Source organism: uncultured Chloroflexus sp. (genome assembly GCF_937129525.1).
In the GTDB taxonomy this organism is placed as follows: Bacteria; Chloroflexota; Chloroflexia; order Chloroflexales; family Chloroflexaceae; genus Chloroflexus.
In genome coordinates, this window is sequence record NZ_CAKZNK010000062.1 from 14221 (window position 1) to 39410 (window position 25190).

Genomic DNA, 25190 nt, shown 5'->3' on the forward strand with positions numbered 1-25190 from the left:
GAACAGCACTCGTCTCGTCAATAGAAATAGCCATGCCCTCAGTCTTGTCGTGTCTTGACCGGTCAACGCATTGCTGACAGGTCGGATTCCGCTAAAAACAACCCCGTCGTGTCAGACCTTATCAACACAAGATGGGCTGCTACCTTATGCTGCGCGCTACCCACATTGCGCAAGCCAGGCCCTGTTTACCGCTGCTCGGGCAACAGCGTATAGTCAGGGAAATTGCCGTACAATCGTTCGCCTGGCGCGCCCACTGTCACCGATTCGACCAGATACTTACCGCCGACAAAGCAACCTTTCCAGGAAGCGCCCATGCCACCAAACACCTCTTCGCGATCGCCACGCGAACGCATCTTGTTGATACCAACCTTGAATGCGCGCAACTCGCCAGCGATCATGCGTCCCAATTTTGGATCGTCGGTGGCAATTGATGAGACAAGATTACCATTCGATATGTTCATCTCGCTGATCAGCTCATCGACGCTATCGACAATCACGATTGTATCCACCGGCCCAAACGGTTCGTTGTGATGCAACCGGCAGTTCCGCGGCACATTCAGCAACGCAATCGGCGCCATGTAAGCGGAAATATCTTGATCGGGCAGGAACAGCTCCGGATTCAGCTCGCCTTCGTACAGACAGACGGCTCCTGCGCCCAGTGCTTCACTGTAAAGCACGCGCAACTCTTCCACCTTTTTGGCATTGATCAACGGGCCAAAATCGAGTTTGGGCAGCGGATCGCCGGGCCGATCAACCAGCACCGGATTACCGATCTGCAAACTCTTCAGCACCGGTAGATACATATCGAGGAATTTCGGGAAGAGCCGCCGCTGGACAACGTACCGAATGTATGCCGTACAACGCTGTTTGCCGTAGGCAAAACCTTTCTTGATCTGTTGTGCCAGATTGTTCCAATCCGAAAAATCCCAGATACCGTAGCAGTTCACTCCTTCCATCTCAAGCATGTAGCGCTTGTTGCGGTCGTAGAGCGAGGCGGCGATGTCGCGCCCGTTGGTCTTGCCGCCGACGAAGGCCAGGCAGGCAATATCGGCATTGCGCACCAGCGCATCGCTCAACGCGCCGCCAGAACCGCTGACCAGCGAAACCGGCAATCCCGCGCGGCGGGCAATGGCAAAGCCAAGTGTCAGCGCAAACAAACCGCCATCTGAAGGAGTCTTCGCGATCACCGCATTGCCGGCCAGCGTCTGCACCAGTACTGCATGCATCAACACCGAGTAGGGGTAGTTCCACGAGGCGATGTTAGAGATGAGACCGAGTGGACGGCGCCCGTTCATCATCCACTCAATCTGATCGAGATACCACTCTACGCCGCTAATGCAGCGATCGACATCGTCGCAGGCGAGCTGATATGGTTTACCAATTTCCCACATGAGCAAGTAAGCAATTAGATCACGATGCTGGCGCAAACCGGTCAACGCTTCACTCACCCGTTGACGACGCTCGTCAAGATCGGTCACCGACCAGGCTTCATGCTCGCGCGCAGCAAAGCGCACCGCCCGCTTCGCCGTCTCGAGATCGATCATCGGCATTCGGCCCAGTTCACTGCCATCAACTGCCGTGCTATAGTGTTTGCCATGCCCTGGCCAGCCCCAGGTTCCTTCAATCAGATTGAGCACATGACCCTCTGAGTTGAAGGCTTCCGGGACTGCGGCCCGCAACTGGCTCATCAAATGAGACCACTCGCACGTTGGCGCAATTATCTTGCTCATGCTGCTCCTCTTCCGTGACTGTGATATTTCACACAAATCACAGTATAACACGCATCTTTCGATCACTATCGATCGCGCAATCGTATTCGGTCAACTACTTGCACACAATGCTACACTATAAAGCAACTCTCACTCTGTGACGGAGCGTGCCCTATGGAACAACGCACGAACTTGCTGATCCGTCCTCGGCGGCGTGATCGCAGCCTCGTCTCGCCAGCCGCTTACACCATCGAACTCGAGTTCGGCGATGGCCGCCGTATCGTCGCAACCGAAGACGTGCAATTTAACCTGACGCCGCCAGAGACGGCTGATCCTGACTCAATCAGTCGCTACGGTCAAGAGCTGTTTCGGCGACTCTTTCCCGAACGTATAAGTCATGCGTTCCGCGTTGCCCACATAACGGCAGCGCAACAACAGCAATCGCTCCGCCTGCGCCTCGCGCTCGATCCGCTCGACAACGAGTTACAGGCCATTCCGTGGGAGCTTCTCCATATCCCATCGCTCAACAGCGCAAATCAGTTTATCCCGGTCGCAACCAGCGATCAGATCCTGTTTTCACGCTACATCGATAGCGAGCAATTTCCGCTGAGAGATCCAATTGAGCATCGCCCGATCCGATTGCTGCTGGCGCTCAGTGAGCCGGCTGATCTGGCGCGCTGGGGATTGGCTTCGTTTGACCGCAAAGCGACCGAGCAAGATTTTCGGCAACGTTTTCGCCCCTTCATCGATACCAGGCAGGTAGAGTGTGATGTCCTTCCGGTCGCGGAAGAGTCGGCCCTGTATGCTGCGCTTGAGCGCGGTTCTTCAGTGAGAGAGCGCGAGCGCGGCTTTGATGTGGTGCTGTACATCGGACATGCGCTCTTCCAGCCTCAGTACGGTACCCGGCTCTTGCTCGAACACGGGCCGCAACGGCGTGGACGCCTGCTTGATGGTAGCGATCTGGCGCGCATGCTAACCCAATTGCCGGACACCCATAAACCGGCCTTGATCTGTCTGATTGCTTGCAATAGCGCGACTGTTGATCTGCATGCGCCGCTAAGTAATCTGGCTGCGCGCCTCATCACTGAAAGCGGCATTCCGGCAGTGATCGCAATGCAACGTCTGGTCGCTATTGATCAAGCCCGCGCCTTCACTCAACATCTGACCGAAATGCTCCTGCGCAATGGCCTCATTGATCTCGCCGTCGCGACAGCGCGCCGCCGCATCTATCGACCCGATACGGTGAGCTGGAGCACGCCAGTCCTGTATACGCGGCTCAGCAGTGGTCGCCTGTTCCAGCCAAGCTCTCTGCTTAGCTACGTCGAATGGGTGTTGCAGCAAGACGATATTCGGCGCTGGGCCGGCAACGAATATATTGACGTTGACTGTATTGCTATTCCCCAAGGTCAAAACTGGCAACTGATCCAGCGCCAGGCTGAAAACGGACCGCAGCCAGCTTCAACCCGTGACACGCTGATCAATCTCCTGACTGCCAGCGCCGCAGGCTCTGATCATCGCCTCATTGTCCTCACCGGCGCGCATCAATCCGGCCATACTACCATCTTGCGCCGGGTCTGCCACGATCTGGCCCGCAACGCGCTGCTCGATATTAATGCCACGGTGGGGATAATCGTCTCGCTGGCCGGCTACGAACAGGCGCGCGGTGAGCTGCGATTGCTCCATCACATTGTCGAGCAAGTACAGCATCAGCATGCAGCGTTTGCCGAGATGCTCGCCAAATTCTTGCAAGGTTCATCCGTGGTTGCGACGCAACGTCCACGCCTGGTGTTTCTGCTCGATGATGTTGAGCAAGTAGCTGAACCGCACTGGCGCGATATTGTGCGTGACCTGCTCAGCCTGCGTGACCGCATCCCCGATCAGCGATTTGTGGTCGCGGCGCCACAATCCTTTGCGCCCCTGGTATCTGAGCATCAAGCCCACCTGCTTGTTATCCAACCGTTGACTGAACCGGGGATTGTCACCTACATTCGCCAGCGTAATCGACGAAGCGCTCGCAACATTCTCGAGCGGATGCGCGAGTATCGCCTGCACCATCTCGCCAGCGATCCACGCATGTTGACCATCATCTACGATCGCCTCTCGAGCGCCAGCTCGCGTTCGGTTACTTACCACGGCATCATCGAAGAGTTTCTGACTCAGGAACTGCGCACCATCGATCAGCGCTATCAAATGGGAGGTATTGCTCGTGAAAGTCTCTACACGATTGCATGGCGAATGCGCTGGAGTCTGCAAAGCTATGTGTCAATCGGTGAGGTGTTTACCATTCTCAATCAGGTGCGGCGTAATCGCGACTACAGTTTAGAGGATCTCTTTCGCCAGTTAAGTGATACGCAATTGATCGTGATCATCGGTCAGCAGGAGATTCGCTTCGCCAATCAGGCTATTTCCGCCTATTGCGCGGCCCAGGCGCTGTACCGCGATCCTGAACGTCACAAATGGTTGGCTGACATCGTTGCTCTCTGCGCTGATGTCGAACGCCAGCGCTGGTGGGAAGACGTGCTGTATGTGCTGGCCGGCTTGCTCGACAAACCAGAAGAATTGCTAGCCTGTATTGCCGCTGCGCTGCGCAAAGGCAATAGCCGGCTGGCCCTGCTTGCCGCGCGTTGCCTGGAAGCATTGCCTGCCGCCAGGCTGCAAACAGTTTCTCTTTCGCTGCGAAACGAGTTGATCGACAATTGCCTCCTCCAGCTCGACGAGCAGCGGGAACCCAGCGCCGAGCGGCGCGAGTTGCTGGTCAGCGCCCTTGGCAAGATCGATCACCCACAGGTGCGCCAACAGTTGCGCCGGATCCTGGTCGATAAAGTGCGACAAACCAGTAGCGGGCCGCGCTACGAGTATACTAGCGTGCGCATCGCCGCTGCCCGCGCGCTCCGTGATCTCTACCTGCCGAATTTCAGTCTGCGGGATGGTAAACCGGTACAGTCACCATTCGACCGCGCGACCATCGCGCTTAAGCAACTGCGCGACGATCGCCCGTTAGTTGAACTGATGAGTCAATGGTTGCAGGGTGAAACCGGGCGGCAAGAACTGCGGCATCGTATCAGCACCTCGCCGCTGGCGCCAGAACGATCTATTGCGGCCTTCGTCCTTGCCGATGTGAGTGAAGCGCCGGCCAATCAGCTCCATGACGCCCGCTTTCTACTGCGGTTGATCACCAGTCCCACCGACACCATCGAGACCAGAGTCAGCGATGACTGGATTGATACCATGTGGTCAGCAGCCGATGCCCTGACCCTGTTTGACCCGGAATATGTCACACCGCTTATCGCGGCCCTGATCAAGCACAAACGGAGTATGCCCAACCCGGCTGCCCAGCAGCTCGCCTATCTCGTTGGTCGCCTGCGAATGAAGCAGCCTTTTGTGATCGACTGGTTGATCGGTCTACTCGTTACCAATCCCAGCCAGAATGTCAAAGCGCGCGCCTTGCAATCGCTGGCGTGGATCGGTAGCGAAGCGACCAATCGTATGATTGTGATTGATGGTGAGGCCCGCGATAACGCCTTGACGGTCAAACAGTTGATCGAAGAGATTGCGCTCTGGCGACAGACACTGCCTCGTTTCACGAACGGAGAGTTCGTGGTCGATTTTCCGGCTCATACCTCTTCACCGATCTACTTGCGTGGCAAAGCGATTGAAGCGCTGGCCTGGATCGGGGATCGAGACACGCTGCGCGAACTGGATAGTGATTGTCAGAACTGGCCTCTCGAATTACGCGCGCGATGGCATACGGCGCGGGCAATTATTCAAGAGCGAACAGGTTAAGCTCCTGGTCAGACTGGCAACCGCACTGCCACATCAAGGAACGCAGAGCACAAACGCCAGCCCTGGCTGGCGTTTGCCGGTAATATCGCACCTCAATGCCGCTGGCTACGGACGATACAATCGCAGATAGGTATCGCGATACAGTGCCTCATCTGACAAGGGGTCGTTCGGCGCACTACCGGTAAATGGCACCCCGCCACGCGCATTGACCCATACCCGCTGGTTGGCAATATCGTGCCAGAAGCTGTTGTCGGTAGTCAGCAGCGCAGTGAACGATGACACCTGCGTCAAATCGCGTCGATGCGGTGCGCCTGGTTGCGCGTCATCATAATTTTCGCGCGTTGTCAGGTAGGCTAGCACCGGAGCGCTACCACCAAACGGCAAACCGAGGATGACCTGATCAGCCGTGGTATGCATGTTCGAGAGCATCACCTTTAATTCACTGACGGGAAGCGCCACACTCGTTGTGCTATCGCGAAACTCCACCAGATACCGACCGCCGGGTACTGCGGCAAAGTGACGCATCCAGGACATAATCCCGAAGGTGTTACGGCTACCACCATTTCCATTCTCAACGATCCACTGATCAATTGGCTGCTGATTGCTATCCAGGCGGGTAACCGTTAACGGCATCAATGGCTTGAAGGGATCACTGCCATCGATTCGGAAACCAGACACCCCGTAGTACGGGCCGGCGCAACTCATGCCGTTGTTAACTGACCCATTAACCGGCGCACAGGAACGCCCCGCTGTCAGGAAGGGAATATCGTACACCCAGTAGTTGCCGGCAGGCCCCCAATAGCCGTAGGGATCCCACAATGCGCCTGCCAGCGCTGCGTTACCTGTCGGCGTGTTGAGATTAGGCGAAATGACCCGCCGACCTGGATGGGAGTTGATCAATCGGTTATCGGGGTTGCGCACCAGACCGCGATCCACAGGACGGGTGTAATAGTCATTGGTCGCAAATGCGCCACTGGCCCGGTCAGAGCGCTGGTCAAAGCCAAAATTGACGATCACGTTATCAAAAATATCGAACGTGCTGTGATAGCTGGCTACCGCTGTATTTGGTTGACCAACCAGATGGATCGGTGGCGGCGTGGCGTTATTTAAACTGACGCCAACGATCAATGAATCGAAGATTTTACCGTTATCGCCGGCGCCGGCAAAGAACATACCGAGATTATCGGCAGAGACAAACCGCACATAATCCGGAAGTGTCACTCGATTCCACAAGCCATTGTCGTTGTTTTTGTACACCGTAATGTCGCTGAGCGTGAAACGAACCCGATTATTGTAACGATCTGGACTGCCATCAACCGTCGGCGCGTACTTCAACTCAGAGGTATTTCCTTCATCATCATGTGGCGCAAAATCGATGTTGATTCCCGGTCTGTTGTTGGAATGGGCGACATTGTGGCTGAAAACACCTAGCGGAAGATTGAACGGTCGAATCGGCACGTTTCTGTTCGGCCCTAACGCTCGCTGCGGGAAAGCCAGCCAGAAGCCATTGCCATCGACATCAGCAGCCACATTGCCACGCACGATGTTGTCTGGATTGGTCAGCCAGAAACCTGATGGCCCTCGTCGAAAAGCGCGTTGATCGCTGGGCAAGAGTGGTTGCGGCGGTTGACGCACTTTGAGCACCAGATTCCCCTCGATCACATTGCGCCGCTCAACCGCATCTTCGAGAAATACTGCATGACCGGCAATGTCGTAACAGATGTTATTCCGTACCGTCACCCCATTCGTGCCGTGGATGACAATGCACCGATTCGCCGAATTCCAGACGCTCGAATTGGCGATCATCTGCGCCGTGGCATCACCAATCAGACTGCCATCAGGGCGGTACGACAGCAGATGAAAATGGATTGGATAGCGCCCAAAACGTCCACCCTGCCCCATCCGGCGCAATTCTACGCCATCGAGCCGCAAGACCCCACTATCCATCACCATCACGTGCGCGCCAAATCGATGGTCTCGCCACAATTGATCATCAGCGCCCTGAATCACAATTCGCCGCGAGAGTACCCCCACTTCGGCGCGCTCATCGAGAACTAAGGGCGTCACTTCCATTGTTGGCGTGAGCGTCATACCGTCTGCCGCCACATATTGCAAACGCCCCCAACGCGCGCGTTGCAACGGCGCAGCAAGCGTGATCTGATTGTCTGCCACAGTCTGCGCGACCAGTCTTTCCGTTTCACCAAACCCGTAAAAATCGGTTGGCGCGATCACGATCTGATCGCCTGCCTGCCAATCAACAGTCTCGCTCAACGTCAGGCGATCTGTGCTTGCCGCAGCATGATCACCCAGTCGTGTCCAGACTCGACCGGGCGTCGCGCCGTAGGCCTCAAATGAACCTCCCATCACCAAAATTCCGCGCGTTCCCATCCCCATAACATCTTCGTCCATGTCAGGCGCATTTAGCGTAATCGTTGCCCGATGCTGGAATGGCGCTGATGGGCTACCGATGCGCAATCGACCATTGCCATGCAGCATGATCCAGCCTGCGGTCAGTTCGAGATCGCGCTGGTCGAAGATCAACTCCCCCTCAATGAAGAGACTGCGTAATGCTGGTGGGCTGACATCGAGCAAGACGACCTTCCCTGCGGGTATGGTGACCGTATCGTTGGCCTGGGGCAAGCGCCCTCCCCAGGTAGCAGGTTCTGACCACCGCTCGATTAACCGACTTGCCACCAGCGGCACGAAGATCGTCGATTCGCCCTGGACAAACACGCTTCCGCGCATATCCGGATCAAAATCGCACAAGAATGAGCTGGAACCGATTGCGGTCAGGGTTTGGGTGAAACTCTCGCCAGACTGGATGAGAGGCGTTTCCCAACTGCCATCGCTGGCGCGCAATCGGTGCGGCGAGGCAGTCGTGTTGCGCCAGACGAGTGGGCTACCAGCAGCGACGTGAAGTTCGTAGTTTTGCCCCTGCGCTAGCTCGACAACCGATTGCGACGGAGCAGCGCGCGAAACCAGGAGTGGAGCAACGATCAGCAAGGCGATAATGCCGGTGAACAAGAGCCTCAGCCAGGCAGAGACGAAATGGCTACGATGCATTGGAAGCTGTTCAACCTTTCCAGGGTCTGAGTTGTTTAGACGATGAAAGGAATATCGTTTGAGTCTTTGATCGTATGAATCTAGCGTACTAGAGGTTGAAAAGTATCGTCAATGGTACTTTCGTCCCTTCAGATGCTGGCTTAATCGAACAGAAACCACAGAGAATAGTACGTAGACAAGTCAGCAGTCTCGCTATGCCACCGAGAATATCATAATTGTCATTGATGGCTATCTTCAAACCAGACTAAAGTCATGCTGGTGATCGTCGTTTTCTTTTGCTATGGTAAAACAGGCAACATTGTCGCTACACCGCGAGGATCTACTATGCGCGCTTATCTTCCGGTCATTCTAATCTTGATCATCGCCGGACTGCTATCAACGGCGCAGGCCCAACCCGACATTACCGTAATCTGGGTGCCGCTGGTGCAGGCGCCACCGCCGACAGTAGCCGGATACCTGGGCAGTGAACGCGATGATACGATGGTTGCCGTAGCGCCAGGGCCAGCGGGCGAATTGATCATTGCAGGCAACGTTCCCCAACTTGATGGCGTGAATGAAACGATCATCGCCGGCGGAGGCGCCGGCGCGCTCATTCGCATTGCTCCCGATGGACGCACTATTGCCAGCGTGACCCGGCTAGCGCCGGCGCTCAACGCGATGGCAATGGCTCCTAACGGTAGCGTGGTCGTCTGTGGCAACAATGAAGTGATCGTGCTCGAATCCAATCTAACAACCGCGCGCTGGCAGGCTACACTACCGGTCAGTGCGAGTCGATGCGCGATTGCAGCCAATGGTCAGGTTGCGATCTTGCTTGCCTCGACCAAGACCATTCTTGTCTACTCACCAGATGGCAGTACAGCCCGTTCGATCACCGTTAACGGCACCGCCGTAGCCGACATTGCGCTTGACAGCGAGCGTGGATTGGTCTTTGCAACCGGCTATACCCAGGCTGCTTCTGATTTGAAAGTAGCCTTTCTCCGCGCTTACCAGATCGGTAATGGGAATCTGGTATGGCAACGATACGGTTTCGGCGCTGCCGAAACGAAAGGCGCCGGTCTGACCGCCGATAGTGAAGGGAGGCGGCTGGCGCTTGGCGCCGATGGATTGCTCTACTTTGCCGGTTTCACCGACGGCGGCAACTCTATTTTTGGCCGCGATCCGGCTAACCTGAACCGCGCGCTCAATAGCAGTGAGCTGATCAAGTACGATGCGTATAACAATCCTGCCAACCTGAGCGGCGCAAAATCACTGGCCTGGTACGGACGTTTCGATCCGGCTAGCGGCACCCTGCTGCGCGGGCAGTGGCTCCTCACCCGGCTAAGCGACGGCAAAGGCAATTCAATCTCCATCCGTGCACTGGCTGCTGCCTCTGACGGTACGTTGCTTATCACCGGCGACTCGGCGTGTTGCATCGCTGGCCGCACCGGAATGCAACTCTTCAATCAGACCCTCGGCAGCTACGAATTGAGTGAACCGTTTGTACTGGTCGTCAACCCCGATTTCACGCAACGTCGGCTATGGACGGCGCTGGCTGCGCCGGGTGCTACTGCAGGCAGCTCACCAGGGTTATCCGCCGCGATAACTGCCGATCGGATCGTCGTTGGCGTGCAATTTAGCCCCAATACAGCCGATACGCGCGCCCTGATCACAACCGGCAATCCTCGTTTTCCAACCCGTAATGGCGGAAAAGATGCCTATTATCTAATCATGCCACGACCGTAGCGCGGCCCACCAGCCGGTTGCCAGCGGCTTTGCCGACAGCGCCCCGAGCGCGTGTCACATCTTGCGCGCAGATGCAGCCGGTATCAGTCAGCGTCTGACCTGATCGGATCCGGCCCGGTACTTATCCAAAAACAGCAATTCCGGCAACAACTATGTGGCGCAACGCCAACCCTGGCGCTTTGCCTGGTTCTCGCTACCATCGACACAGCCAGCGCTGCCCACTCCGACGACTGCCATCGAACCGGTCTGCTCTCTGAAACCACGCAGATGCCGACAGAGCATCGAACATCCGCAGTTGCGCATAATCGGTTAACAGCGACTGAAGCGATATAGCCTGTTCCTGCTAACTTGACGCGCCGATCACGGCTCGCTATACTAACGTCGTTCCATCGAAACCGCTTTCACCATCAGAAACCTATGCTGAACTTCGCCTTGAACGTCTCGCTCACCCTGCGGGCATTGCCCTGGGCAGAACGGTTCGATACAGCGCTGCGCCTCGGCTTCAGCGCCATCGAATTCTGGTGGCCGGAAGAAACCGATCTCACCGCTATTGCGCGCCACATTCGCGATGCCGGTCTGAAGGCGGTACTGTTCAATTTCGCCGCCGGCGCGATTGCGCGGGGCGACCGTGGCTGGCTCAACCACCCCGAACGGCAACACGATTTTCGCGCTCACGTGCCGATCGCGCTCGATTTCGCCCATCAGATCGGTTGTTCACGCATCAATGCTCTGGTCGGCAAGCTCATTCCCGGCGAGTCGCGTCAGAGTCAACTGGCGCGAGCGCGCGACAATCTGGCCTGGGCATGCGAACAGGCCGCAACCGCCGGCATTGAAATTGTGGTTGAGTCGCTCAACGCCTGGGAAAACAGCGGCTATCTCTTAACCAACACTCCCGATACGCTCGCCTTTCTCGGCGATGTGGGTGCGGCAAACCTGCGCTACCAGTATGATTGCTATCATATGCAATTGATGGAAGGGAACATCACCCGCACCATTCGCAATCATATCGATCAGATCGGTCACATCCAGGTCGCCGATGCACCCGATCGCCATCAACCCGGCGCCGGTGAACTCCACTTTCCCTTCATCTTCAAGGCCATTGCGACAAGTGGCTACACCGGCTTCATCGGGCTGGAATTTGTGCCCCAAGGCGACATCGAGGCAGCGCTGGCATGGTTACCGCCTGACCGGCGCGGCCCGATTGATCCGGCAGCGTTACGTTGGATAAGGGAATCGTCGTCAGGCTGATCGGTAGCTCAGACCGACCAGTGCCTGGCCACAAGCAGACTCTGCTCAACAACCAAACCCATTAGAATACTTCTGAACCAGCGCCAATAGAGCTTGCGCCAGATCCGGCCAGTTTGCCTGCGACGCAAAGCGATATACCAGCAACTAACTCTTCATGATCGGTACAGCTACCGGCAAACGCTGGTGAGCGCTAGATGATGCGCTGCCTCGCGTGGCAATCAAATAACAAACCGTAATTGACGATAGAGTCAGGGCTGCCAGCGCAGCAAACTCATCATTGCGTGTCATGCAGAGCGTCAAAGCTGCCAGCACACTCTATGCCATCGTTGCGCATAGATGATACTCTGCGCGCGGTGATGTCTGCAGAGGCAGTTGCTTCAAGAATCCAGATACATTCCCGACTGAATGACATCGACTGGCAATACGCTCGAGAATTGCCGCAAATTGGCTATCGCCGTTTCAATCTTCTCTGGCTGCGACAACACGTAGAAAGAGACGGTGTCATCGGCGCAAATAACGTTATCGATGATTTTCCACTGCCCCACTCTGACCCAATCATCGGGAATAGCGTCCTCAAACCAACTATCGTAAATGACTATCAGATCAACATTATGCTTCTGCGCCAGCTCAGCAACAAACTGGCGATTGAAAATGGCATTCTGCCTGGCTTGAGCTACCTCTATAGAACCCAGGCCAACTAAATCGATCAAGTGAATGTTGTTCAGATAGCTAATCGCGCCAATATCGTTAGCGACAATCGTTTTATTGTTGTAATATGTCCGAATAAATCTCGCCATCTGATACTGTTGTTCGTAGATGTTTTTTACTGCAACCGGGTACCGGGTATATGCCATGCCAGTTCGGTATGCTACTGGAATCAGGCATAGCGCAATGATGATTGCAAAGGAGCTAACGCGCAGCCCTACCTGATCGAATTGCGATAAAGCAAATCGATGAATGTGAGTGAGCAGTTGCGCAATTACAATGACTCCCATCAATATTAGATATGCCTCATAGCGAAACAAACCTGGATCGATTCGTGCAAATAAAAGATGTAGAAACAAAGTGGCAATCCAGGTCATAACCAGATAAAACTCTTTACGAAAGATTTCTTTTGATGAAGCAATATTCTGGAAGATTATTAAACATATTATAACCATTCCAGCAAGATAAGAAAAATAGTTAACATGTTGAATAAATCTAACAAAAAATTCAAAAAACTAAAAATAGATTTATTACTCGTCAAACCTTTAAGAAAAACTGAGTTTGGTAAGAAATACCATCCCTGACCAATCGCGAAGAGACCATACGCTGCAATAGGGATCAATGCTGCGCCAACAACACTGATACTATCCAGGTAGCGGCGACGAAGTAACAGAATAACCGTCACAACCAGAATCAAAAACAGACCTTCATATCTCGTTATCGGCAGGATCGCAACCAGAAATACTAGCAACATACGCTGCCGTGTCGTTGGCGTCTGAATGGAGATCACAGTCCAGGCATGGGCCAAAAACCAGATCGAAATGAAGCCATGCAGCGTGTGTTCCATGCCGAGGAGAGTTATGGAAGGCAACGGCACCATCAAAAGGACAAAGAAGAGCGTGATGAGCGTCAATCTCGCTTTAAGATCACGCTTCAGTAATTCGTAGCAGAGCACCAATGTCATGCTACCAAATACCAGGTTAAGCGCCAAAGGAAGCCAATCATTCACGCCAAAGATGCTATATCCAAATGCGATTAACCATGTCCACAAAGGTGATGAGGTCGTGGACGAGAAGCTGTTAGATGTAATGCCCCACACCCCTTGTTCAGCGTAATTCCGCGCAATTGCCATGTGAATGTATGTGTCATCAAGTGGATATCCAAAATGACCGCCAGTCTGCTGGAATGATAAACCGAGCAATCCAAAAGTTATTATCCAGTAAGCAAGCATTGCGACGAAAATAGGGTATGTGTGTCGTTTAGTGCTTGCTCTCTGTGAAAGTGCTTGATCGATGTGATCGAAGTCCTGGGACAGTGGTTTTTTGATAATATTTCTTATTGACATACTCCCTCCATTGGCGGTTTAGACTTCGTATTACAATCCAGCGATCTACAATTTACAAAGATACCTCGCTATTTCAGATATTTTGGCCTTTTCAACAACAATATATCATCTCGTCATTACCCATATATTACCAATTACCAATAAACAACATCTATTCCACGCATAACAATGGAAACTCCGCAGGCCACAGCCAATCTAAGCCCGGACTGCCGCAAGCGTAAAAGAATCTCCACATTGATTTTCACTTAAATTTCTCTATCTAGTTCTAGACCTGGTAATATCAGACTGTTACCCGCTTGATAACATCCGTTCACCCTTCGTCATCACCAAGACTCGGCTCCAACTACCACCAGAAACCGTACTTCGCGAAACGCAGATGCTATTCCCTGCCTGTCATCGACTGGCGCAGAGTAGAAACCCGTCAAGATTAGAATTATTTGGCTGAAGCTACAAGGTGAAAAAACTATGTGCCTGATGAATAAACGGGGACGGCTCGATTACATATCAGCCTGGAACAGAGCTGAATCGCCAACAGCGTCATTCGGCTGGATTCTCGAAGCAAACCAGAGCTTCCAATTGATATGCATTTTATGGGTAAGCAGCTCGCTTGTTGCATGTTGCACTACTACAACGAAAGCTGTATTGAAGCGTCTAATCGTAGCTCAATGTAAAAAAAGATGCTGCTCTGGTCTTCAGTTTATCTGCAAATAAAAGACTCAGCGCAGCATCTTAAACGATCCGTGAGCTACTGTTATCTGTTTTGATAGCCGATTCAATAAATGCACACGTCAGTCACCACTCCACTGCTTTCAAACCTAAACCACCTGGCGCGCGACCGGCAACCCCTCATGCTGTTCGGCCCAGGTGTACACCGGGCGTCCTCCCACAAAGACCTGCTGCACTACTGGATCCGGCATGCGACGGACAACGACCAGATCGGCAATGTAGCCGGTCTGAATTTTGCCAATGATATGGTCGAGACCGACAGCCCGCGCAGGATGGTCGCTAACCAGCGCGACAGCTTCCGGCAGACTGAGGGTATCGCGATCTGCCAGGCGGAAGACGACCGGTAGCAACGAGGCCGGATAGTAATCGGCGCAGAGCCAATCAACGACCCCTGCTTCGATTGCCGTGAGCGCGCTCAAGTTGCCACCGCTCGATTTGCCGCGCAGCACGTTCGGCGCCCCCATTCCCACAGCCATGCCCGCAGCATGCGCAGCCTGCGCTGCCGGCAAGGTGGTAGGAAACTCGGCAATCCGCACCCCGTACTCGGCCCAGCGCGACACTCGTTCGGGTGTGTCATCATCGTGACTGGCGACCGGCAGACCGTAGCGCGTTGCCCAGGCAATGATCTGCTCAATTCGCCGCGGTATCTCCGCCTGCGCTGCCCGTTTACGCGCCAGGATCTGATCAATTTCCGCTTCGCTACGACCACTCGTCTGCGCGACATACGTCCGAAATGCCGCTTCGGTCGTGTATTGGCCTTGACCAGGACTGTGATCCATGATCGAAACCAGCCGGAGCAGCGGATGCCCAAGCATCGCCTGCAACGCGGTGAGACCACGATCGCTGCTTACCTCGACTCTGGCATGCACCAGATGGCGCGCGCCGCAATGTCGCTCTGCGCTCAGGCGATGGAGAAAATCGTGTGCGAAACGGTCACTGCGCACGCCGAATTCAGCATCATCGAGCGAGAGAGCATGAAACTGACAGGTAATCCCACACCCCAGCAAGAGACGATCGGCAGCATGCAGCGCAATGCCGACATCAATCTCAACGCCGGGTCGCGGCTGAACCAGCTTTTCAATTGCATCACAGTGGAGATCGATCAGTCCCGGTAGCAAATACGCACCGTCAAGGTCAAAGTGAGGCAGGATAGGCAACTGGGGATAGCGGCCACATCCGATAGCGCCGATCCGGCCACGCTCGACGATCAGCCACCCTTCCTCGAGCACTCGGTCGGGCAAGACAATAGTTGCATTGGTTAACAAATACTGCACGGCTTACCTCGCTGGCTGAAATGTCCATTGTCGGTCAGCGCACGGGCCGAGACCGGACAGATCGTGCGAAACGCTGATGATAGCAGTCCCTTCAGCCTGAGCGGCACGAATCATCGCAATCACCACCTGCTTGGTTGCTTCATCGAGGCTGGCAGTCGGCTCGTCGAGCAACAATAGCCGCGGTCGAGCGATAAAGGCGCGGGCAATGTTGATCCGTTGCTGCTCACCGCCGCTAAAGGTGATCGGGCTGGCCTGCCAGAGTTCGGGAGCAATCCCCAATCGCTCAAGCCACTCCTTGCCGATCGCCTGCGCCGTTGCGCGATCCATCTGCTGCCGGTAGAGCGGCTCGCAGAGCACATCGAGTGCCGAAACACGCGGTAAGACACGCAAAAATTGTGAGCAGAATCCAATCTCCCGTTCGCGAAGCTGCAAAATGACATTCTCATCAGCCTGATTCAGATCAATCCGTCCAAACTGGCGTGAAACAAACCAGATCGACCCGCTGGTCGGCAGATAGGTGCGGTAGATGCATTTCAAAATGCTTGTCTTCCCCATGCCGCTGCGACCGTGAATAAGCAGGTGTTCGCCTGCGCTCACGCTAAAACTCACATCGCGCACGGGCGTGATGGTGCGTCCGTCGATCAGGTGCAGGGTAAATGATTTGGTGAGGTTACAAACCTCAAGCAGAGTATTCATGGCATTACAACGCTGACGAAACTAACAATTGCGTATAGGGATGCTGCGGATCTTCCAGAATCTGATCGGTAAGGCCGGCCTCAACGATGTGACCGTTCTTCATCACAATCGTCCGGCGAGCAAGCTGACGCACAACGCCGAGGTCGTGGGAAACCAGCAGCATCGTAATCCGGTCTTCCCACTGAATTCGGCGCAGCAGATCGAGGACGCGGGCCTGTACGGAAACATCTAAGCCGCTGGTAATCTCGTCGAGCAAGAGCAGGCCAGGCCGACTTGCCAGCGCTTTGGCGATTTGCACTCGCTGAAGCATGCCACCGCTAAAAGTTGCCGGCTCGTCATCGATCCGCTCTGGCGGCAGTTCGGTTTTGACCATCAATTCAGTCGTTCGCGCGCGTATCCGACCAAAGTGGCGCCATTCAGCCAGCAGCAGCTTTTCGGCCACGTTGCCACCGATTGAGAAGCGCATATTCAGGCCAAGTTCAGGGCGCTGATAAACGATACCGATCCGACTGTTGCGGAACACCCGCGCTTCATATCGGTTCAGGCTGACAAGATCACGGGCCGGCTCGCCTTCGTCACGATACCAGATATGACCGCTGTCAGGCCGAAGCGCCAGATAGATCATCTGGAGCAGCGTACTCTTGCCGCTCCCACTTTCGCCGACGATACCCAATACCTCACCCGCTTCGAGCTGAATATTCACATCAACACAGGCCCAGACAGTGCCACAGCGCGGGCACCGCGATCGACCATTATCCGGCCCGGTCAGACGATGGCAATCCGGGCAAGTAGGGCCAAAATGTTTGTGCAAGCGCTCGACGCGCAAGAGCCAATTCTCAAGTGTCATAGCAGCGCCTCTGCCTCCGCCAGCCGTTTTGCGCAATACGCCGCATCGGAACAGGTTGAAACCCAGCGCCCACCACTCGCATCGGGCACAAAATGGGTCGTCAGAAAGACCTGCTCGGCGCCACAGCGCGCGCACCGCTGATCGGGCTGGTATTCAGTGCGGAAGGGATAATCTTCAAACTGAAGCGGTTCTACCAACGTGTACGGTGGCACAGCGTAGATTCGTTTCTCGCGCCCGGCGCCAAACAGATAGAGCGTTTCTGCCATATGCAGTTTGGGCACATCCCAGCGCGGGATCGGCGTCGTATCCATCAGGTAGCGCCGATTGACCATCACCGGATACTGGCTGGCAATGCGTAAATCGCCGGCGCGTACCACACTCTCGTACATGTAAACCCACATTTTGCCGTAATCAGACTCGCTGTGCATTGCGGTGGCCCGTTCCAGATTCGGCTCCACCCACCGCAGCGGATCGGCCATTGGCACTTGCAACACCAGGATCTGATCAGCGCGCAACGGTTCTTCAGGGATGCGGTGACGGGTCTGAATCAGACTTGCCGATGCAGTATCAGTGGTCGTCGCGACTCCGGTTGTGCGACCGATCAAGCGGCGGAGATTGACGGCGTTCACACTCTCATCATCGCCCTGATCGATCACTTTGAGCGTATCGTCAGGCGTGATGATCGCGAGCGTAATCTGAAGACCACCCGTGCCCCATCCACGGGCAATCGGCAGATCGCGACTGGCGAAAGGAACCAGATGTCCGGGTAGCGCGACTGCTTTGAGCAGTTTGCGACGAATTTCGCGTTTAGCGTCTTCATCGAGCAGAGCAAAGTTGTACAGTTGATCAATCTTCTCGCTCATACCTGCTCCTCAAGCGCCTGATCAACAAGTTGACCAAGTCGCGTTGGACGTTGGGCCACGTGATCGCGCGCGCGATCAAGCACGCGCAGATCAGCCTCAAAGGTGACATAGTGTGGCAACTTGTAGTGCGCAACAAATCCGCTGGCCTCAATCCCATCACAATGGAGCAGCACGAACTCTTCATCAGCCGCCGGGCCAGACTCACCGCTCAGACTACCGGCGCGCGCCTGAGTCAATACACTATCGAGAATAGCCATGCTCATCACCTTCAGCTCGCTCTGACCGAAGGCAAAGCCGTAACCCACATTGAAACGCGGCGGCTCGTTGCTATTGACCACACTGTGCGCCTTGGAAGCCACTTCGGCCTCAGTCGCTTCAATTTCGCCGATGGTGATTGCCTCACCGGTCAGCGGGTGCGCCACCTGCACTGGGAGATAACCGTAACGCAGCTCAACGAGCGTCGGATGCGCATCGCCGTAGCCTCGCACACTGCTGTAAGCAAAGCTCATAAGACTGCTGGTGTCGGCCTGCGCCATTGCCTGCAAACGCGCGCTCCGTGGACAGGGAAACGTCAATGGTTCGCGCGTAATATCAAACGGATCGGATGACACCGGCTCTGCCGGAATATCCACAATCATCTTTTCCTGCCGCATATAATCGGCGACTTTGGGGAAACACCCCCATTCACCGCTACGTCGACCACCCATCTCGACCAGACGCGCATACTGTTCCGCCGCCTGAGCAACCGCCGCAACATCCTCATCGGCCAATGTGGGTTGGAGCAAGCGGATCAGGTAATCGGTAGCCGGACCGAGAATTTGCCCGCCGGGGATGTCCTTAAAAGAGGCAGAAATGCGACGCAGGCAGAGCATATCGCGTCCCGACACCGGTAGCGAAGCTATTACCCGCGGCAACGTCGTTCGATAGGCGCGCAGCAGGAAGGCGGCTTCAATGCTATCACCTTCTGCCTGTTTAACCGCCAGCGCTGCCAGCAACGGCGCATAAAGCGCTCCTTCATGCATCGCCCGACTAACGGCGTGGCGAAGCTGGTCGCGAATCTGGGGAAGTTGAAGCGGTGTGCTCCCACCGAGCAGACGCAGGCAGGCCACCAGTTCTTCGGCGCGCGCTACAGCCTCAGAGCCACCGCGAACGGCAACATAGCCCATACGATCTCCCGTTCCAACATTATCAATTCATCACCAGTTCGATCTGGGTTGTGCGTGGTAAACCCAAACAGCGAGCATGTTGATCGATGACGAAGATGTCAATACCCAGCGGAAATGGTCGGCGCTGGGCGAGCGCAACCAGTTCAGGTTGCGTCAAACCCGGCAGGCCAACACCAGCCACATCTTTAATGCCCGGCCCTGTGAGACGCAGCGTTACATCGGCATCAACGGCAATTCCCGGCACACACACGAAGAGCGTACAACTATGTTCCGGCTCAAGCAACGTACCCGCTTTCAGTTCACCGATTAGAGCCAAACAGGATGGATCATGAAACAGGGCAAAATCGGCCAGCGCCGGCGCAACCGCTCTGGCATTAGTGCGCAACGTTATCCAGCGCGTCAGCGGATGATCGGCTGCCATCCAATCTGCATCAACGGCCTGTACAAAGCTCACCGTCTGATCAAGCAGGCTCATACACGCCGCTACTGCCGCAAGGTTTGGCTCTTTGCTATTGGAGACTGACGGCGCGCCACTGAATGGCGGTGATGGTAATTGCCCTATCTTTCCGGGCCGGGCCAGACAATCAAGCAAGACGCGAAACGCATGACCATTAAAGCGTTCGAGAGGAGTCGGTTGAGCAGCAACTTGTGTCATAGTTCAGAATGTCTCAAATTCAACCCGCGTTGCCGCGGCGGCGGCGAAACGTCGCTCGTAAGCTTCACTGAGTGTCTGACCTAACTCGGCAATTCGAGGCCGCAGATCGGCATGCGGATCGCCCGGTATGCGCAACGCAGCATCAAGAATGGCAAGCGCCGTCGCGTGATCGGGGTTACGACCCAGCACCATACCAAAACCAAACTGACCGGCGAGTTCCAGCCGCGTCTCAGTCACCAAGAGATCGCCGGCGTTGAAAAGCATGCCGGCTACACCGTCAACCATGCGCAACTGCACCAGCACACAACGTGGCCCGCTGATAAACGTGACTGCATCCGGCGCATAGCGCGCCAGCACCTCATCGGCCAGCGCGCAGACCAGATGCGGCGGACTGCAACTGAGAATATGAGATACCGATAACATCGTTGCCTCTACACTAATATGAGCGTCTAGCGCCAACTGTCACTTTCAAGCGGGTAGCGCTCCATTCGAGCAAAATCGCGAACAGCAACACAGCGTAGGTAAACATCCCCAATTCGCGCAAGTCGAGATAGAAAGCGCTGGCCATAAACATATCATACCCAATCCCACCGGCTCCGGCAGTTGCGCCCATCGCAATCGCAACTGAGAAGTTGATCTCGAAGCGAACGAACGTCCACGAGAGCAACGCCGATGCCGAAGAGGGCAGTACCGCCTGAAATACTGTCTGCCACCAGTTTGCGCCACTCGCTCGCAGCGCCTCAAGCACACCGGCGTCTAGCTCCTCGAACGTTTCCGCATAAGCCTTGACCAGATAGCCGACGGAGTGAAACGCCATCCCAACAACCGCAGCGACACTCCCCAGACCGGCAGCGACTGCAAAGAACAACACCCAGAGCACAGTTGGCACTGCGCGCACGAACGCCATCAATGCTTTCACAGCATCATTCACGCGCCGCGGAGCCAGGTTTTGGGCAGCAAAGAGAGCCAGAAAGAGAGCAAATACCGCGCCGATGACAGTTGTGAGCAGCCCAAGGCTCACTGTAATCATCAACTCTCTCAACAAATCAAACCATGACAGTTTTTCGAGACGCGGTTCGGTAAAGACGATGCGAAAATTATTGATCATATCGCCCAAAGCGGCAAAGACATCGACATTGCGACTGTCAATGGTGATCAATCCATATATGGTCAGCAGAGTGAGCGAAAGCAGGGTGATCTGTAACACCGCGCTGGCGTGGCTGCGCTGTCTGATCTTGATTCGGCTTGCCGATGCCGATGCAGTGACTTCCATCAGAGTATTACCCTCCGAACATAGTTCGATACTGTCTCAATAATCAGCACCACGGCGACGGTCAACAGTACTACCAGACTCGCCGAACCATAGCTGAAATTCTTAAAGTAAAGGTCGAACAGAAAACCGATCCCGGTGCCGGTAAGGATACCAACCAGCGTTGCGCTACGGATATTCGTCTCAATCATGTAGAGCACCCAGCTTATCAACTGAGGCAGACAGGCTGGGATGACACTCTGACTGATAATGGCAGTGTAACCCGCTCCGGTAGCGCGCAGCGCTTCGACCGAGTCGGTGCTCACTTCATCAATGGTTTCCACCATGACACGAGTGATAAAACCGAGCGTAACGAAAAAGAGCGCGAAAAAACCGGTGAATCCGCTTTGACCAAACGAAAAGAGTAAGATCAAAGCCCAGACTGAAACGTCAATGTTGCGGAAGACACTGGCCAGCGCCCGCGCCGGCAAGCTGAACCAGGGATGAGGCCGGGTTGTATTTGCCCCCAGGAGCGCTAATCCGAGACCGAACACTGAAGCGATCGATGAGGATGCTACTGCCATCAAGACGGTTTCCTGCAACTTTTCCAGGATGCGGGGTAGGCGCGACCACGCTCGCTCATCAGGAATAAAATTGGCTATAGCCCAACTGAATGCGCGCGGAATTGCCATCAACCCCTGGGTCACATCGAATTGGGTCATCAGGATCCCGCCATAAGTGAGTGCGGTGATGATCAGGAGAAAGAGCAGTGATTGCAGGCGACGACGGCGAAAGAAGGCTTCAGGCTGCATAGCGCTCCTTAAGATCGAGGATGAGTTCACCGGCTTCAGAGCCGTAGATCTGGTAGATCTGTGCGTTACTCAGCGCATGCGGCGCACCGTCATAGATAATTCGCCCCTTATTGACACCGATAATTCGCTCGGCATAGTGCAGCGCAACATCAACCTGGTGCAGATTGACCAGCACCGTGATCCCCATTGTGCGATTAATATCTTGCAGCGTATCCATGATCACTTTGGCCGAGCTAGGGTCAAGTGACGCAATCGGTTCATCGCACAACAGCATTTTTGGTTTTTGCACCAATGCTCGCGCAATTCCCACTCGTTGCTTTTGACCGCCACTGAGCTGATCGCAGCGCTTGTACATCTGTTCCGTCAGACCAAGCGTCTCAAGAATACGCACCGCGTCGCGCTTCTCCTGTTCGCTGTACAAACCGAGAATACCTTGCAGCGTGTTCTTATAACCGAGGCGACCATGCAACACATTTTCTATCACACTCAGCCGGTTGACGAGATTGTAATGCTGAAAGATCATCCCGATCTGAGTGCGATGGCGTCGTAGCGCTGCGCCGCGCAACTGTGGCACACTCACCCCGGCAAAGCGAATATCGCCACTTGTCACGTCAATCAGTCGATTGATGCAGCGCAGAAGTGTTGATTTGCCGGCTCCGGAAGGGCCAATAATCGCGACAAATTCACCAGGTTGCACGGAAAAGCTCACGTTGTCGAGCGCTACTGTCTCAGTGCCGTACCGCTTAATCACCGAGTCAACTTCGAGTATCGTCATACGAGGTGCCTCACCTTCTGAACAGACACTGGTTTTAGCCAGCAATGGACTAAAACCAGTGTCGATAGTTAGTTATCAATTAGCGCAGCGCCCGAATTGGCTCGAAGAAGGAGTCATCGACTACGATAAAGCGCTCATCCTGCGTCTTGCGGAAGAGTGGCTTGAAGCCTGCATCAATCTCGGCCTTGGTGGCAAAAATGCGGGGATTGTTCGCAACTGCATCGGAAGTCAGCGCATCCTGGAGCCGCTTGATCTCGTCGGCGGTGAGCATGCCGCTATTAGCAACGAACGGCGCGTTGATGACCGGAGTCGACGAGATAATGACAAATTCGGCGCCGGGGAACTTATCGAACGGTTCATCGGCGTTAGCGATCACACGGTATACTGCGCCAGGTCTGTTCGCCTCGCCTGATACCAGCTCGACATAATTGCTGACACAGGCATCACAGAACGCAGCCACATCAACATTGCCTGAAAGCAGATTGACTGCCGAACCCTGGTGTGAACCACCGAATTGAACATCGCTGAAGAACTTGTTCGCGCCACCCTCGATCAAGTCGTCAGCAGTCAAACCTTTCCATCGTTCTTGCTGACCGAAGTACTTGACGATGCTTGCTGATGGCACGCGGAAACCTGAGGTAGAACTGCTCGACACGAACGAGAAGCGCTTACCCTGGATGTTATCAATCTTGAAGACACCGTTCTCTTGATAATTGCCCTCCTGACCGCGCATAACAGCCAGCCAGCTGTAGTAGACGGCAGTCTCCTTCGTGCCATCCGCGCCACTCGGAATGACCAGCGGAACGATCTTGTTGTTCCGCTCGCGCGCCTGCACGTATCCCTCAGCGCCAAAGAAGCCAAGGTGGGCATTGTTGTTGGCAATAGCTTCGATCGCAATGAGGTAGTCAGTAGTGGTGCGATGTTCAACCGGACGACCAAGCGTCTCGCTAATGACAGCGCCAATAGCCTCGCGCGCATCCTTCAGTTCTGCGCCCGACTCATTGGGCAACCATGCGATAATGACCGGGGTGTTCTGGTTTGTTGTTGTGCCGGCAGTACTGCCGCCAGCGCCACAGGCAGCGAGAACCAATGCGAGAACCGACAGTAGCAGTGCAATCCGCAAAGACCGCATACGACGCACCCTCCTTAACAGGCGTAACTGACGATGCCAGCGCATCGCCAGTAGCAGTCTAGGCGGAAAGTATTATGAAAAAATTATGGAAATATAGAAATCTTGTTAAGCTACAGTGAAACCTGTGCAAAGATTGTGCGTCAATAATTCCTCTGCGCCAACCAATTCACCACATCAGTGACATTCAAACCACCCTGAGAACCATCTCGCCCTATGCCACCGCTCACCCCCCTCTGACCCGCCTGAACCAACAAGCGCAGTGCCCCTCGGCACTGCGCTCGTCCGTTCACCCCATCGGTAGCGCTCAGACTGAACCAACAAGCGCAGTGTTCCTCGGCACTGCGCTCGTCCGTTCACCCCATCGGTGGCGCTCAGACCGCTGCGCAAACCGTCTCGCCCTGCGCCACCCCTCACCCCTCTGACCCGCCTGAACCAACAAGCGTAGCGCCCCTCGGCGCCGCGCCCTTCCTTGCACCCCATTAGTAGCGTTCAGACCGCTGCGCAAACCGTCTCGCCCTGCGCCACCCCTCACCCCTCTGACCCGCCTGAACCAATAAGCGCAGTGCCCCTTGGCACTGCGCTCGTCCATTCCATCCCAACCAACTCACGCCATCGGTGGCCGATAGGCGCGCGTCGGGTTGGGCAATAGCTCAACCTCTACTCCTAATCGCTCTCGTATCCACTTGATCGCGCGATGCTGCACCGCTTTGGTCGCCGAAACACTACGGCCTAACTGGCGCGCCGCATCCTCGATCGACAAACCTGCCTCGAATCGGAGCGCCAGAATCTGCCGATAATGCTCCGGCAATCGTCCCAACACCTGCTGCATCTCTTCCTTATCCCACACCTGTTCCAACATCATCACCGGATCCTCCACCGCGAGCGGCCACTGATCCCGCTCCAGGCTCACAACTCTCCTGGCGCGTCGCAACGTCGTGACCGCCTGATCACGGGCCAGGCGAAACAACCACGCTGCGACTGGCGCACCCCGATCCTCATACTGCGCCGCTCGCTCTAGCAATCGCACAAATACTTCTCCGTGCGCGTCCTGTGCGAGATCGGCATCACCAAGCCGCCGGTACAAATACCGATATACCTGTGGACCGTAGGTTTCATAAATCCAGCTCACGATCTGTGGGTCACGCCGGCGCAATCCGGCTACGATGTCGTGGTGCGATGGTGTTGTCATACTCCTTACTCCATACAGACTGCAGCGAATCCACCCCTGCGGCGAACAGCATCCCCTTCCGGACTCATCGCCCGGCGAACCGTGTCAGACCTGTCATTCCTCCTTTCCAACCTTACGATTGTCGGTAAGAGTGAGTATAGCAAATCGGAGGGCAAAAAAATGGTAACGCTTTTGCAAAATTTTCGCATGCACTACGCGGCCATCGCCTGCGCCCGTGACCACCGCGCCCGA

Annotated in this window: 19 protein-coding genes; 3 read left to right on the top strand and 16 right to left on the bottom strand. The window is 55.2% G+C overall.

The window, feature by feature from the left end:
- Positions 1-185: 185 nt before the first annotated feature.
- Positions 186-1730 (bottom strand): aldehyde dehydrogenase family protein, encoded by a 1545-nt coding sequence (locus tag Q0650_RS07300; protein ID WP_298817406.1) that lies wholly within the window; start codon positions 1728-1730, stop codon positions 186-188.
- A gap of 153 nt (positions 1731-1883) precedes the next feature.
- On the opposite strand from Q0650_RS07300, the gene Q0650_RS07305 reads away from it, so the two are divergent.
- Positions 1884-5492, top strand: coding sequence for a CHAT domain-containing protein (locus Q0650_RS07305; protein ID WP_298817408.1), 3609 nt, complete (start codon positions 1884-1886; stop codon positions 5490-5492).
- Positions 5493-5597: 105 nt separating this feature from the next.
- On the opposite strand, the gene Q0650_RS07310 is transcribed toward Q0650_RS07305, so the two are convergent.
- Positions 5598-8555, bottom strand: a complete 2958-nt coding sequence (locus Q0650_RS07310; protein WP_298817410.1) for a G8 domain-containing protein — start codon at positions 8553-8555, stop codon at positions 5598-5600.
- A 324-nt stretch (positions 8556-8879) separates the two neighbouring features.
- Between Q0650_RS07310 and Q0650_RS07315 the strand changes: the two genes are divergently transcribed.
- Entirely contained in the window at positions 8880-10277 is a 1398-nt protein-coding gene (locus Q0650_RS07315; RefSeq protein WP_298817411.1) for a hypothetical protein, read from the top strand.
- 417 nt (positions 10278-10694) lie between these two features.
- Positions 10695-11525 carry a hydroxypyruvate isomerase family protein gene (locus tag Q0650_RS07320; protein WP_298817412.1) on the top strand — a complete coding sequence of 277 codons (831 nt, stop codon included), beginning with the start codon at positions 10695-10697 and terminating at the stop codon, positions 11523-11525.
- Positions 11526-11902: 377 nt separating this feature from the next.
- Here the strand turns inward: Q0650_RS07320 and Q0650_RS07325 are convergent, their stop codons facing one another.
- The 14 genes from Q0650_RS07325 to Q0650_RS07390 all read right to left on the bottom strand — a co-directional run bounded on the left by Q0650_RS07325 (position 11903) and on the right by Q0650_RS07390 (position 24959).
- The gene (locus Q0650_RS07325) at positions 11903-12607 is read right to left on the bottom strand and encodes a hypothetical protein (protein ID WP_298817414.1); all 705 of its coding nucleotides are present in this window, start codon (positions 12605-12607) and stop codon (positions 11903-11905) included.
- A 68-nt stretch (positions 12608-12675) separates the two neighbouring features.
- Complete coding sequence (locus Q0650_RS07330) at positions 12676-13575, bottom strand: glycosyltransferase family 39 protein (protein WP_298817417.1); 900 nt, start codon at positions 13573-13575, stop codon at positions 12676-12678.
- Between the two features lie 815 nt (positions 13576-14390).
- A complete protein-coding gene (locus Q0650_RS07335) occupies positions 14391-15575 on the bottom strand; it encodes an alpha-D-ribose 1-methylphosphonate 5-triphosphate diphosphatase (protein ID WP_298817419.1) in 1185 nt (394 codons plus the stop codon).
- Positions 15576-15578: 3 nt separating this feature from the next.
- Entirely contained in the window at positions 15579-16271 is a 693-nt protein-coding gene (locus Q0650_RS07340; protein WP_298817421.1) for a phosphonate C-P lyase system protein PhnL, read from the bottom strand.
- A 4-nt stretch (positions 16272-16275) separates the two neighbouring features.
- A complete protein-coding gene (locus tag Q0650_RS07345) occupies positions 16276-17118 on the bottom strand; it encodes an ATP-binding cassette domain-containing protein (RefSeq protein ID WP_298817423.1) in 843 nt (280 codons plus the stop codon).
- Positions 17115-17981 (bottom strand): alpha-D-ribose 1-methylphosphonate 5-phosphate C-P-lyase PhnJ, encoded by an 867-nt coding sequence (locus tag Q0650_RS07350; RefSeq protein WP_298817425.1) that lies wholly within the window; start codon positions 17979-17981, stop codon positions 17115-17117. The genes Q0650_RS07345 and Q0650_RS07350 overlap by 4 nt, the downstream gene beginning before the upstream one ends.
- On the bottom strand, positions 17978-19147 hold the full coding sequence (locus tag Q0650_RS07355; protein ID WP_298817428.1) for a carbon-phosphorus lyase complex subunit PhnI: 1170 nt from the start codon (positions 19145-19147) through the stop codon (positions 17978-17980). The genes Q0650_RS07350 and Q0650_RS07355 overlap by 4 nt, the downstream gene beginning before the upstream one ends.
- A 22-nt stretch (positions 19148-19169) precedes the next feature.
- Positions 19170-19802 (bottom strand): phosphonate C-P lyase system protein PhnH, encoded by a 633-nt coding sequence (phnH, locus tag Q0650_RS07360; RefSeq protein ID WP_298817430.1) that lies wholly within the window; start codon positions 19800-19802, stop codon positions 19170-19172.
- A gap of 3 nt (positions 19803-19805) precedes the next feature.
- Positions 19806-20225 carry a phosphonate C-P lyase system protein PhnG gene (gene phnG, locus Q0650_RS07365; protein ID WP_298817432.1) on the bottom strand — a complete coding sequence of 140 codons (420 nt, stop codon included), beginning with the start codon at positions 20223-20225 and terminating at the stop codon, positions 19806-19808.
- A gap of 13 nt (positions 20226-20238) precedes the next feature.
- Complete coding sequence (locus Q0650_RS07370; RefSeq protein ID WP_298817433.1) at positions 20239-21075, bottom strand: ABC transporter permease; 837 nt, start codon at positions 21073-21075, stop codon at positions 20239-20241.
- Positions 21075-21863, bottom strand: a complete 789-nt coding sequence (phnE, locus tag Q0650_RS07375; protein WP_298817435.1) for a phosphonate ABC transporter, permease protein PhnE — start codon at positions 21861-21863, stop codon at positions 21075-21077. The genes Q0650_RS07370 and phnE overlap by 1 nt, the downstream gene beginning before the upstream one ends.
- Complete coding sequence (gene phnC, locus Q0650_RS07380; protein WP_298817437.1) at positions 21853-22638, bottom strand: phosphonate ABC transporter ATP-binding protein; 786 nt, start codon at positions 22636-22638, stop codon at positions 21853-21855. The genes phnE and phnC overlap by 11 nt, the downstream gene beginning before the upstream one ends.
- A gap of 79 nt (positions 22639-22717) precedes the next feature.
- Positions 22718-23770 carry a phosphate/phosphite/phosphonate ABC transporter substrate-binding protein gene (locus tag Q0650_RS07385; protein ID WP_298817439.1) on the bottom strand — a complete coding sequence of 351 codons (1053 nt, stop codon included), beginning with the start codon at positions 23768-23770 and terminating at the stop codon, positions 22718-22720.
- A gap of 604 nt (positions 23771-24374) precedes the next feature.
- A complete protein-coding gene (locus tag Q0650_RS07390) occupies positions 24375-24959 on the bottom strand; it encodes an RNA polymerase sigma factor (protein WP_298817441.1) in 585 nt (194 codons plus the stop codon).
- Positions 24960-25190 lie beyond the last annotated feature (231 nt).